Source organism: Kitasatospora sp. NPDC022856 (genome assembly GCF_055561235.1).
In genome coordinates this window covers 180,810-192,264 of record NZ_JBVHHE010000017.1, presented here as the reverse complement: position 1 = coordinate 192,264, position 11,455 = coordinate 180,810, and the positions used below count along the sequence as shown (strand labels likewise).

Here is an 11,455-nt window from a genome sequence, read left to right as displayed (position 1 = left end):
CCCTGGCTCCGGACCCCTCGGGAACGCCAGCCCATATGATCAACTTCTCGGGACGCCGGCCGAGGGCCGCCGCCCGTACATCGAATACAGGGGGATGATCACATGGTCGAACTGTCCACCGGACCGATGACCTGGGTGATGGCCGGCGACAGCATCACCCAGGCCGTCCTGCACACGCACGGCGCCCGCGGGTGGGTGGAGCACGTGCACGAACGCGTCGGCTGGCAGCTCGACCGGCTGACCGACATCGTGGTCAACACCGGGGTGTCCGCCTGGCGCGCCACCGACGTCCTCGGCGCGTACGACCACCTCATCGGCCGGTTCGCCCCCGACGTGCTGTCCATCTCGCTGGGCACCAACGACGCCCGCGCCGGGCTCGACGGACTCGCCGAGTTCCACGCGTCGATGCGCGCGATCATCGCCAGGACCGACGGTGCCCAGATCGTGCTGCACACGCCCCTCGTGGTCAGCCGGGCCGGACGCGCCGCCCGCGCCGAACTGCCCGCCTACTGCCAGGCGGTGCGCGAGATCGCCGCGGACACCGGGGCCCTGCTGGTCGACCACGAGGCCTACTGGCTCGCCCACTTCCCCGACAGCGAGCCGATCGCCTGGCTCGACGACCCCGCGCACCCCAACGCCGTCGGCCACCGGCACATGGCCGACCTCACGCTCCGCACCCTGGGCCTGGGCGAACTCACCGAGCTGTGACGGCCCCGGGCCACCGGGCGGCCGGTCACGGCCGGCGGCCGGGCAGCCCGACCGTCCCGGCGCGCCGGTTCCAGGCGATGACGGCCAGCGGCACCATGAAGACGAACGGCGTCCCGGCGTTCTCGCCGTGCATCGCGGTGAGCTGGGTGACGAACGCGAACGCCAGGAAGACGATCAGCGCCATGGCGGCCGGCCCGGCCAGGCGGCGGACCAGCAGGCCGACCGCGCCGGCCAGTTCCACCAGCCCGGTCAGGTACATGAACCAGTGGCCCGCACCGATCGCGTCGAAGACCTCCGTCGCGGCGGGCAGTGCGAGCAGCTTCGGGAGCGCGCTGGCCAGGGCGAAGAAGAGGGCGAGCAGCACCCGCAAAGCCAGGACCACACCGGCCATGGCCCTGCCGGACCTCGCGGTGGTCGTCACGTCAGGGGCGGTGAGGGTGGTGATGTCGGACATGTCAGGTCTCCCCGGGTAGCGGGCGATGCTTTCCCAGGTTTGACCGCCGCCACCGCCCGAACTCATCGGTCCAGGAAGAACTGTTTCGTCCGCCGCCCCGGCAGCCCGCTCATGCCCCCTGACGACCCCGGCGACGAGGACGACCGGCTCCGTGCGGCGCGCGCCCGGGCCGTGGCGGCGTCGCCGGAGTGCGGGTCAGACGAACGGGAAGTACCGCGTGAAGGCCTGCGGAGTGACGGCGAGGAAGCCGTCGAAGGGCGCGTCGAGCTGCTGGATCAGCAGGATGGTGAAGGCGATCAGCCCGGTCAGACCCATCACCATCACCACGTGGACCGGAGGCGAGCGGGAGGGAGCGGAACCCGGCCGGCGACCGCGGGCCGTCCCGTCGGCTCTGCCCTCGGCGAATCTGCGGCGGGCAGAGAATCGACCTGCGGGGATCCTCCGGGGGCAAGAGTGGGGTCGACGGCATCCCGCATCGACAAGGAGATCCCGATGACTCCCCTCACCACCGCCCCGCCCCGCGTGGACGAGGGCTCCCGGCCGCCCAGCCGCTTCGACGACCACCTGGCGGCCCAACTGCTCGCCCAGCGGATCGTCCTCCTCGGCACGGAGGTCGACGACGTGTCGGCCAACCGGGTCTGCGCCCAGCTGCTGCTGCTGTCGGCGGAGGACCCGCGCACCGACATCTGCCTCTACATCAACAGCCCCGGCGGCTCGGTCACCGCGGGCCTCGCCATCTACGACACCATGCGGCTCATCCCGAACGACGTCTCCACCCTGGCGATGGGGTTCGCCGCCAGCATGGGCCAGTTCCTGCTCACCGTCGGGACGCCCGGCAAGCGGTTCGCGCTGCCGAACGCGCGGATCATGATGCACCAGCCCTCGGCGGGCATCGGCGGCACCGCCGCGGACATCGAGATCCAGGCGGAGAACCTCCAGTTCACCAAGAAGGCCATCGAGCGGATCATCGCCGAGCACACCGGGCAGAGCGAGGAGACGATCACCCGGGACGGCGACCGGGACCGCTGGTTCACGGCCGAACAGGCCCGGGAGTACGGGATGGTGGACCGGGTGCTGGAGTCGCTCGCCGACGTCCGCCCGGCCTCCTCGCGGCCGCGGATGGGGCTCTGACATGGGGTCGTACACGGTTCCCTACGTCATCGAGCGCACCGCACAGGGCGAGCGGTCCTACGACGTCTTCAGCCGGCTGCTGAACGAGCGGATCATCTTCCTCGGCACCGAGATCGACGACGGCTTCGCCAACGTCGTCATCGCCCAGCTCCTGCACCTGGAGTCGGAGAACCCGGAGCGCGAGATCTCGCTCTACCTCAACTCGCCGGGCGGGTCCTTCACTTCACTGATGGCGATCTACGACACGATGACCTTCGTGCAGGCGCCGATCTCCACGTTCTGCGTCGGACAGGCCGCGTCGACGGCGGCGGTGCTGCTGGCCGGCGGAGACCCCGGACGGCGGTTCGTGCTCCAGCACGCACGGGTCCTGCTCGGCCAGCCGGCCAGCGGCGGCCGGCAGGGGACCGTCTCCGACCTCAGCCTCGCGGCCAAGGAGATGGTCCGCATCCGCTCCCAGGTCGAGGAGGTCCTCGCCCGGCACACCCGTCACGACGTGGCGACGCTGCGGGCGGACATGGACCGGGACAAGGTGCTCAGCGCCGAGGAGGCCGTCACCTACGGGCTCGCCGACGAGGTGCTGAGCCGACGGAACGCGCTCGTCTGATCCCGCCCGGGGCCGTGGGCGCGGGCCGGTCGGACGGCGAGCGCACGGCGGCCGGCCCGGCGGCGTGTGCCGCCGGGCCGGTCCGCGCGACGCGCGGTCGCGGTCAGGCCGCGAGGCAGAGACCGTCGTGGCGCGACGGGGAGGACACCCGCCCCCGGCCCACCGAGCCGCGACCCACCGAGCCGTGCGCCACCCGGCCGCGCCCGCCCCGGGCCAGCCCGCCCCGGACCAGCTCGTCCTGGGCGAGCGAGAGCAGGTCGGCGAGGCCGAGGCCCAGGGAGCGGGCGGCGGCCGCGAGCACCTCGGAGGAGGCCTCCTTCCGTCCGCGTTCCAGCTCCGACAGGTACGGCACCGAGATCCGGGCCGCCTCCGCGACGTCCTTCAACGTCCGCTCCTGGGCCAGCCGCTCGCGCCGCAGCGCGTCGCCGACGAGGTCGCGCCACAGGGGTTCCCGGGGCGCGGGGGTCGGGGGGACCCCCGCCTGCCGATGCGGGGGGCGGGCCGCCGCACCGGGGCCGGGTGAGACCGGCGGGCGCAGCGGGATGACGCGGGCTTCGTTCGGCGTAGGAGTGCTCACACCTTCAGCCTAGGGATCCCGGGCGCCGGGGGAAGGGCACGGCGTTCTGCCCTGGGTGAAGCCGCGGGGAACCGCGACCGGGCCGCGGCTCCCGCCCGTTGTCCGGGGCGTGTTCGATCGGCCGTCGACCGCTGAGGCGCCGCGCCGGCGTGGCGGGCCGCCCCGCGCCGGACCCGCCGGCGGGTCAGCTCCTCGGGGGTGCGTCCGGTCCTCGGGGGTGCGTCCGGTCCGCGGTGGCGGCCGGCCCGGTGCCGGGCCGGGGCCGCGTCAGTCGACGACGACGACCATCTTCCCCAGGGCCCGGCCCGCCTCCATCACCCGATGGGCCTCGACGATCTCACCGAAGCGGAAGACCCGGGTCGGGCGGGCCTTCAGGACGCCCGCCTCGACCTCGGCGCAGATCGCCTCCAGGGGCACGTCGGCGAGCGGGAACGCCGGTGTGCCCAGGACGAAGGCGCTGCCGAAGAAGCTGAGCCCGACCGCACCGGGCAGGTCGGCCATCGGGTCGAAGTCGGCCACCGGTGCGAAGCCGCCGAGGAAGCCGACCTGGCAGACCCGGCCCCGTGGGCGGACCGCGGCCAGCGAATCGCGCAGCACGCTGTTGCCGACGATGTCGAGCAGGGCGTCGACGACGAGGCCCCGGCGGCCGACCTCCGCGGCCAGGTTTCCGTCGTCGATGAGCACGTCGACGGCCCCGAGGTCCTTGAGCAGGGGCCCGTGATCCGGGTTGCGCGTGGTGGCCAGCACGTCGGCACCGTGCCGGACGGCGAGGTTGACGGCGGCCTGCCCGAGCGAGGAGGTCGCGCCCCGGACCAGCAGCGTCTCCCCCGGCCGGAGGGCGAGGTTGCCGTGCAGGGCGCTGTGGGCCGTGGCGTACACCTCGGGCACGGCGGCCAGATCGGCCCAGGAGAGCCCGGACTCCACGGCCACCACATGGGTGGCCGGGACGGTGACCAATTCGGCGTAGCTGCCGTTGCGGGTCCGCCCCATCCCGCCGAGGATCGCCACCACCCGGGTGCCGACGGGGAGTTCGCCCGAGGGGTCGGCCTCGACGAGGCCGGCGCACTCGATCCCGGGGACGGCCGCCACCGGGCCCCAGGCCCCGCTGCGCATGTACGCCTCGGCGTGGTTGAGACCGAACGCCTTGACCCGGACGAGGACCTCGCCGTCGGCGGGTACCGGGTCGGGCAGTTCGGTGACGGCGAGCACCTCGGGGCCGCCGTGGGCGGAGATGACGATGGCCTTCATGTCCGAACCTCATTCTTGAGTAGTCATTCAACTATGGGGCCGAAAAGAGGGCCACCGCGTACGGTGGCCCGGGAACGCCGCGCCCGTCAGGAGAGCGCGACGAAGGCGTTGTCGACGACGGCCCGCAGGACCGCCGCGTCGGGATTGGCCTTGCCGACGACCATCAGCCCCTGGCAGGTCGCCACCAGCAGCTTGGCGCTGCCGGCCGCGTCGAGCGAGCTCCTGACCTCGCCCCGGCGGACGGCGTTCTCCAGGGCGTGGGTCATGCAGCGCTCCAGGCGCGCCAGGTGGCCGCGCACGACGGCCGCCGCCTCGTCGTCCTCCGCGGCCTTCTCGATGGCGGTGTTGACCAGGAGGCAGCCCTGCCGCCCCTCGGGGCTGAGCAGGTCGCGCACCAGCCCGTCGAAGTAGCCGCGCACCTGCGCCACCGACGCGGCCGGCGCCTCCAGCTCCCCGAGCTTCTGCGGGACGACCAGCTTCGAATAGCGCTCCAGCGACTTCACGAAGAGCGCGTGCTTGCCCCCGGGGAACGCGCTGTAGATGCTGCCGGGCTTGACCCCGGTCGCCTTCACCAGATCCTCGATGGAGGTGGCCCGGTAGCCGCGCTCCCAGAACCGCCGCATCGCCTGATCGAGGACGGCGTCGGGGTCGAACTCACGCGGCCTGGGCATGGGGAAAACATACCTGAGCGTTCATTCAAGAACAAGCCCCGCCCACCCGCCGCGCACGGTGGCCCCGCGGCGGGGCCGAACCCGGCAATTCCATGGTTCCCGACAAACCGTCACCTACCCTGTCAGCGCAGGGACTGACCGCGCTGGGCAACACGCCCACCCGCCCCGGCACCGTCGACGCGGCGGTGTCCTCGGACGGGCGCCACCTCTACGCCCAGACCGGGGTCGACGGCGTCGTGGACGAGTTCGCGGTCAACCCCGACGGCTCGCTCACCGCGCTGGGCTCGCAGACCGTGCCCCAGGGGGTCGGCAGGGAGGGCATCGTCGCCTTCTGACGGGCGCGCCCGCGGCTCCCGGGACGCCTGTGCCCCGCCGCCCGGTGGGCGGCGGAGCACAGGGCTGTCGGGCGGGACCGGACGCGGGATCAGAAGGTGAGGTTCCAGGCGTCGATCGTGCCGGTATCGCCGGAGGCGCCGTCCTTGACCCGGAGCTTCCAGGTGCCGTTCGCCGCGCTCGCGGAGGCGTTGACGGTGTACGTCTTGGCGACGTCGTCGGCACTGTCGCCGTTCGCGAAGTCCTCCAGCAGGTAGACCGTGCCGCTCGGGGCGACCAGGGAGATCACCAGGTCACCGCGGTAGGTGTGCTTGATGTCCACGCCGACCTTGAGGGCGGCGGGGGCGTTGCCGGTCACGCCGGTGACGGCGATCGGGCTTTCCACCGTGGCGTTGTCGGCGATCGCCGCGTCGGTCAGGTTCTCGAAGTACTTGCCGGTCGGCGGCGTGGTGGTGCCGCCGACCGCCTTCAGCGCGTCGACCTGGCCCTCGCCGAAGAAGGCGTTGTTCGCGGTGGTGCCGGTGCAGCGGCCGTCCGAGCCGGGGCAGGCCACGTCGTTGGCCTGGGTGGCGAGGCGGGCCCGGATGCCGGCCGGGGTGAGCGTCGGGTCGGCACTGGCGATCAGCGCGGCCACGCCGGTGACGTGCGGGGAGGCCATCGAGGTGCCGCTCTTGGTCCCGTACTTGCCGCCGGGCAGGGTCGAGTAGACGCCGTTGGCGCCGTCGCCGCCGGGGGCCGCGACGTCGATGACGCCCTTGCCGAAGTTGGAGTAGGAGGCCTTGGCGCTGCCGCTGCCCATGGCGGCGACGGTGACCACGCCGGGGAGCTCGGTCGGGATGTCCAGGCAGGCGTTGCTGATGGTCCGGGTGACCGGCGTCGAGTCGTTCGGGCTCTCGCTGTCGGTCGTCTTGTTGGCCAGGTCGTAGTCGGAGTTGCCGGCCGCGGCGACCTGGAGCGAGCCCTTGCCCTCGGCGTACTCCTGGGCGCGCTTGACGCCCTCGATGATGGCCGCCTGGTCGACGTTGTCCGGGCAGTTGAACTGCCACGGGTCGGTGTAGTAGCTGTTGTTGGTCACCTTGAAGCCGTGGTCACCGGCCCAGACGAAGCCGCAGACGGTGTTCTCGGCGTAGAAGAGGGTGCTGGTCGGTTCGGCTATCCGGACGGAGGCTATCCTCACGCCCGGGGCGACGCCGACGACGCCCTTGCCGTTCTTGGCCGCCGCTATGGTGCCCGCGACGTGGGTGCCGTGGGTGTCGACGTCCCGCCAGGCGCCGGTGCGGGTGTCCGCCTTGCCGTAGGCGCAGGAGGCCGAGTCGGCGGCGTCGAAGTTCGGCGCGAGGTCCTGGTGCTGGTCGTCCACCCCGGTGTCGAGGACGCCGACCTTGACGGTGGCGGAGCCGGTGCTGACGGCCCACGCCTGGTCGGCCTTGATCTGGGTCATGTCCCAGCGGTTCGACTCGGTGAGGGTGGTGGCCGCCTGGGCCGGGTTGGCGGGCAGCGCGGGGTTGTAGGCGTCGGCCGGCACGTCGGAGGTGCGGGTCGCGCCGACCTGCTGGACACCGGCGGCGCCGCGCACCGCGGTCGCGAAACCGGCCGAGGTGGAGTGGGCCACGATCACGCCGATCGCGTCGTAGCTCGCGAAGACCGTGCCGCCGTTGGCGGTGACGGCGCTCCTGGCGGCCGCGGTGTCGGCGGGTGCGCTGATCACCAGGTAGGCGCGCGTCCCGGCGGCCCAGCCGGCGGCGACCTGCGGGGCGGTGGCGGCGGCGGTCGGCACCCCGGCGGCGGCGGGCACCCCGGCGGCCGTGGGGGCGGCGGCCGCGAGGGGGGCGGCGGCGGCCGTCACGCCGGGGACGGCCAGCGCCAGGGCCGAGAGGACGGCGAGCGCGGCGGCCGGGCGACCGAGCCGCCGGGATATCAGGGGTGACACGTGTGTCCTCCGATCGGCCCGTGCGTGAGGGGTTCGCACGGAGTTTGAACGCAACATGCCAGATCGGTGAGCACTTGGGGAAGGCTTTACGCGTGACGGCTTGTCACAAGCGTGTCAACTTTTGGTGTCGCCCGGGGGCGCCGCCCGCGCCCGCGTCGCCCGGCGCCCCCCCCCCGGAGCAGGGCTCGTTCGTGCACGAGCCCGACTCCCCCCGCCACTGGGGCCGTTCACCCCCGGAGCCGCGCGGTCACCACCTCCAGCACCGCGTCCCGCTGTTCGGCCAAGTAGAAGTGGCCGCCCGGGAACACCTCCAGCTCGAAGGCGCCGGTGGTGTGGCGGGCCCAGCCGCCGGCCTCGTCCAGCGAGACCCGCGGGTCCGCGTCCCCGGTCAGCGCGGTCACCGGCGGCGACACCACGGCGTCCGGCGCGCACCGGTACGTCTCGATCGCGGTGTAGTCGCTGCGCAGCGCCGGCAGGATGACGGCCCGCAGCTCCGGGTCGGCGAGGACCCGTGCGTCGGTGCCGCCGAGCTCGGACACCTCGGCGAGCAGCTCGTCGTCCGGGAGCCGGTACACCGCCGACTCCCGGGGCCGGGAGGGCGCGCGGCTGCCGGAGACGAACAGGTGGGCCGGGCCGGCCGCGCCGTCCGCTTCGAAGCGGCGCGCCACCTCGAAGCAGACGGCCGCGCCCATGCTGTGCCCGAAGAAGGTCAGCGGCAGGTCGGTCCAGGGCAGCAGTGCCTCGTACACCCGGTCGGCGAGACCGGTGACGGAGTCGATCCCGGGCTCGCCGAAGCGGTCCTGCCGGCCGGGGTACTGGACGGCGAGCACGTCGGCGTACGGCGCGAGGGCGGTCGCGTAGTCGAGGAAGTAGCTCGCCGACCCGCCCGCGTGCGGGAAGCAGACGACCCGGGCGGGCGCCGTGTCGTGGGAGTGGAACCGGCGGAACCACGGGCTCTCGGTGGCGGTACTGCGGGCCATGCGGGACGACCTCCCTGAAGACGGGTCAGCTGCTGCGCTACCTCCCCAGTGTCCCCTGCCGCCCCACCGCGCACCACGGGCCACCCGGCACCCGGCACCCGCGACCGGCCCGTCGCCGCGGCGGAGCCGCGCTACCGGGCCGGCTCGGCCGGGCCGAAGCGGACGGCCTCCGCGCGCTCCCGGGAGACCCGGTCCAGCAGCAGCACCGAGGCGGCCTCCGGGGTGGGCGTGCCGGCCGCGCCCGCGGCGTGCCGGGTGAAGGCCGCCAGCAGCCGGTCGAGGCCCCGGCGGTGGCGGGCGAAGGCCCGGCGCGGGGCCCAGCGCCCGCGCTCCCGCTGACCGGCGAGCGCGGTGACGGCGCCGACGTCCAGCAGGACGAGGTGCAGTTCACGGCCCTGACGGGCGGCGACGCCGGACAACCAGCGGCGCATCCAGGCCCGGCTGCCGCAGTCGTGCACCAGCAGCGGACCGCCCCGGCGGACGGAGGCGCGCAGCAGGCGGAAGTGCTCGATCCGGGCCCACGGCCGGTAGACCGCGTACGGCAGGGCGGCCGGCATCACCGCCGCGCAGGCCTCGTGCACGGCCCGGGGGTCGACGGTGGCGGCCGCCCCGCTCCGGTCCGACCAGCGGCGCAGCAGGGTGCTCTTGCCGCTGCCGGGGAGTCCGGAGACCACCACGACCGCGCCCGGCGGGTAGCGGACGGTGAAGGACTCACCGGCCGCGCCCCTGAGATCGACCAGGCCCCGCGGTTCCATCGCTGTCTGCGCCCCCTGCCGTACCGCGGTCCGCCCGCCCGGCGTGGTCGGCCTGTCCATGGTGCTCACTCATCCCCGTCGGTGCCCGACCTGGAACGATAACAACACCGACCGCCCTCCGGACCGCACGGTCCCCGGCCCGGCCCCCGGCCCGCTCCCCCGACCCGGCCGCCGGACGGCGGGGTGATGTGATGGACTGTCAGATCGAACGCGGGTATCGAGAGTCGGGAGACGGCGCGTGGCGAGGACGCGGACGGCGCGGACGGCGGGGCGGGCGGCGGGCACCGGGACGGCCACGCACACCGGGCTGGTCCTCGACGGGCTGGCCCGCGATCCGGCCCGGGTCGCGCTGCGGTACGGGGAGTCGTCGCTGACGGCGCAGGAGTGCCTGGACGACGTGCACCGGTTCGCCCGCGCGCTGGCCGCCACCGGTCTCGGGCGCGGCGACGGCGTCACCGTGCTGGCCGGGAACCGGCCGGAGGCGGTGCTGGTGCGCCTGGCGGCGAACCTGATCGGCTGCCGGGTGGCGATGCTGCCCACCGACCGGTCGGTGGCGGACCAGGTCGCGATGGCCGAGGAGGCGCGGACCGCCGCCTTCGTCTTCGCCCCGGAGCGGTTCACCGCGACCGCGCGGCAGCTCGCCGGGGCGCTCCCCGCCGCGCTGCCGCTGGCCCTCGGCCCCACCCCGGTCGGGGCGGACCTCACCGCCCTGGCCGCGCCGCTCCCGCCCGTCCCGCCGGCACCCCGCTGGCGGCCGGACGACGTGATGGCGATCCGGTTCACCGGCGGCTCGACCGGCCGGCCGAAGGGGGTGCTGCGCCGCTTCGCCCGGCCGCCCCGACCGGAGCTGGTGGCGGCGTCCACCTTCCTGCTCTGCACGGCCCTGTGCCACGGCGGAGGCACCACGGCCGACCTGGCCCTCGCGGCGGGCGGCACGGTGGTGCTCCAGGACGGCTTCGAGGCCGAGGCGGTTCTGGCGGCCGTCGAGCGGTACCGGGTGTCACGGGTGTACCTGCCGCCGCACCTGCTCTACCGGGTGCTCGACCACCCCGCACTCTCCCGGACCGACACCGGCAGCCTGCGCCGGGTGACGTACACCGGGTCCCCGGCCGCCCCGGAACGGCTGGCGGAGGCGACCCGCCGGATCGGCCGGGTGCTGCACCAGACGTACAGCCTGACGGAGTGCGGGCCGGTCACCCGGCTCACCCCGGACGAGCACCTCGATCCGAGGCTGCTCACCACCGCCGGGCGGCCGCTCCCGGACACCGAGGTCCGGATCGTGGACGAGGCGGGCGCGCCGCTGCCGGTCGGCCGGACCGGGGAGATCCGCGTGCGGACGCCGACGGTGATGTCCGGCTACTGGCGTGATCCGGCGCTGACGGCCCGGGTGCTGCGCGGCGGCTGGCTGCACACCGGGGACCTGGGCAGCCTGGACGCGGCCGGGTACCTGACGGTGGCCGGGCGGCGGGGGCCGATGGCGATCGTGGACGCGCACAACGTCTTCCCGCGCGATGTCGAGCGGCCGCTGCTGGCGCATCCGGCGGTGCGGGAGGCGGTGATGTTCGCGACCACCGGCCCGGACCGGCTGGAGCGGGTGCACGCCGCGGTCACCACCCGGCCCGGGGCGGGGGTGACGGCGCGGCAGCTGCACCGGTGGGCGCGTGAGCGCGGCGGTCCGCACGGTGATCCGTCGACGATCCTGGTGCTGCCGGAGCTGCCGCTGAGCGCGACCGGGAAGCCGGACTTCGACGCCCTGCGGACCCTGCTGGCGCAGGCGGGACCGGAGGAGGGACGGGAGGCCCCGGAGGCGGCCGACGGGGTCACGGGCGGCTGACGGGATCGCGGGGGCGGGGTCACGGGCGGCGGGGTCGCGGGCGGCCGACGGGGGCGCGCAAAGGCTCCGGGGGCGCGTATCGAGGAGCACCGCGCGCCGCCGACGCTTCGCGTGCCCGCGCGTGCTCCCGGTGCTGCGGCGGATGTCCCACGGAACCGCCCGTGGACACTCGATCCTACGGCGCGTCCTGCCGATATCCCCGGCACAACTCCCGTCGCACCGCCCACCGG

The 11,455-nt window shown here is 74.5% G+C and carries 12 protein-coding genes; 5 read left to right on the top strand and 7 right to left on the bottom strand.

Features of this window, described 5'->3' with window-relative positions; genetic code table 11:
- Window positions 1–102: 102 nt before the first annotated feature.
- Complete coding sequence (locus ACZ34W_RS23110) at window positions 103–708, top strand: SGNH/GDSL hydrolase family protein (protein ID WP_465606646.1); 606 nt, start codon at window positions 103–105, stop codon at window positions 706–708.
- A 25-nt stretch (window positions 709–733) separates the two neighbouring features.
- On the opposite strand, the gene ACZ34W_RS23105 is transcribed toward ACZ34W_RS23110, so the two are convergent.
- Window positions 734–1,162 carry a DoxX family protein gene (locus tag ACZ34W_RS23105; protein WP_465606644.1) on the bottom strand — a complete coding sequence of 143 codons (429 nt, stop codon included), beginning with the start codon at window positions 1,160–1,162 and terminating at the stop codon, window positions 734–736.
- A gap of 492 nt (window positions 1,163–1,654) precedes the next feature.
- Between ACZ34W_RS23105 and ACZ34W_RS23100 the strand changes: the two genes are divergently transcribed.
- The gene (locus ACZ34W_RS23100; protein WP_465606642.1) at window positions 1,655–2,293 is read left to right on the top strand and encodes a ClpP family protease; all 639 of its coding nucleotides are present in this window, start codon (window positions 1,655–1,657) and stop codon (window positions 2,291–2,293) included.
- A 1-nt stretch (window position 2,294) separates the two neighbouring features.
- Window positions 2,295–2,897 carry a ClpP family protease gene (locus tag ACZ34W_RS23095; protein WP_329485867.1) on the top strand — a complete coding sequence of 201 codons (603 nt, stop codon included), beginning with the start codon at window positions 2,295–2,297 and terminating at the stop codon, window positions 2,895–2,897.
- A 103-nt stretch (window positions 2,898–3,000) separates the two neighbouring features.
- Here the strand turns inward: ACZ34W_RS23095 and ACZ34W_RS23090 are convergent, their stop codons facing one another.
- The 3 genes from ACZ34W_RS23090 to ACZ34W_RS23080 all read right to left on the bottom strand — a co-directional run bounded on the left by ACZ34W_RS23090 (window position 3,001) and on the right by ACZ34W_RS23080 (window position 5,393).
- Window positions 3,001–3,474, bottom strand: coding sequence for a helix-turn-helix domain-containing protein (locus ACZ34W_RS23090; RefSeq protein WP_465606640.1), 474 nt, complete (start codon window positions 3,472–3,474; stop codon window positions 3,001–3,003).
- A 267-nt stretch (window positions 3,475–3,741) separates the two neighbouring features.
- The gene (locus tag ACZ34W_RS23085) at window positions 3,742–4,722 is read right to left on the bottom strand and encodes a zinc-binding dehydrogenase (protein ID WP_329485869.1); all 981 of its coding nucleotides are present in this window, start codon (window positions 4,720–4,722) and stop codon (window positions 3,742–3,744) included.
- An 86-nt stretch (window positions 4,723–4,808) separates the two neighbouring features.
- Window positions 4,809–5,393 (bottom strand): TetR/AcrR family transcriptional regulator, encoded by a 585-nt coding sequence (locus tag ACZ34W_RS23080; protein WP_329485870.1) that lies wholly within the window; start codon window positions 5,391–5,393, stop codon window positions 4,809–4,811.
- Window positions 5,394–5,485: 92 nt separating this feature from the next.
- On the opposite strand from ACZ34W_RS23080, the gene ACZ34W_RS23075 reads away from it, so the two are divergent.
- On the top strand, window positions 5,486–5,728 hold the full coding sequence (locus ACZ34W_RS23075) for a hypothetical protein (RefSeq protein ID WP_465606637.1): 243 nt from the start codon (window positions 5,486–5,488) through the stop codon (window positions 5,726–5,728).
- A gap of 89 nt (window positions 5,729–5,817) precedes the next feature.
- On the opposite strand, the gene ACZ34W_RS23070 is transcribed toward ACZ34W_RS23075, so the two are convergent.
- The 3 genes from ACZ34W_RS23070 to ACZ34W_RS23060 form a co-directional block, all read right to left on the bottom strand.
- Window positions 5,818–7,656, bottom strand: a complete 1,839-nt coding sequence (locus tag ACZ34W_RS23070) for a S8 family peptidase (RefSeq protein ID WP_465606635.1) — start codon at window positions 7,654–7,656, stop codon at window positions 5,818–5,820.
- 227 nt (window positions 7,657–7,883) lie between these two features.
- The gene (locus ACZ34W_RS23065; RefSeq protein WP_359804551.1) at window positions 7,884–8,636 is read right to left on the bottom strand and encodes a thioesterase II family protein; all 753 of its coding nucleotides are present in this window, start codon (window positions 8,634–8,636) and stop codon (window positions 7,884–7,886) included.
- Window positions 8,637–8,767: 131 nt separating this feature from the next.
- The gene (locus ACZ34W_RS23060; protein WP_396486257.1) at window positions 8,768–9,451 is read right to left on the bottom strand and encodes an AAA family ATPase; all 684 of its coding nucleotides are present in this window, start codon (window positions 9,449–9,451) and stop codon (window positions 8,768–8,770) included.
- A 178-nt stretch (window positions 9,452–9,629) separates the two neighbouring features.
- Here ACZ34W_RS23060 and ACZ34W_RS23055 point away from each other — a divergent pair, with 178 nt between their 5' ends.
- Window positions 9,630–11,225, top strand: coding sequence for an AMP-binding protein (locus ACZ34W_RS23055; RefSeq protein ID WP_465606633.1), 1,596 nt, complete (start codon window positions 9,630–9,632; stop codon window positions 11,223–11,225).
- Window positions 11,226–11,455: the final 230 nt, after the last annotated feature.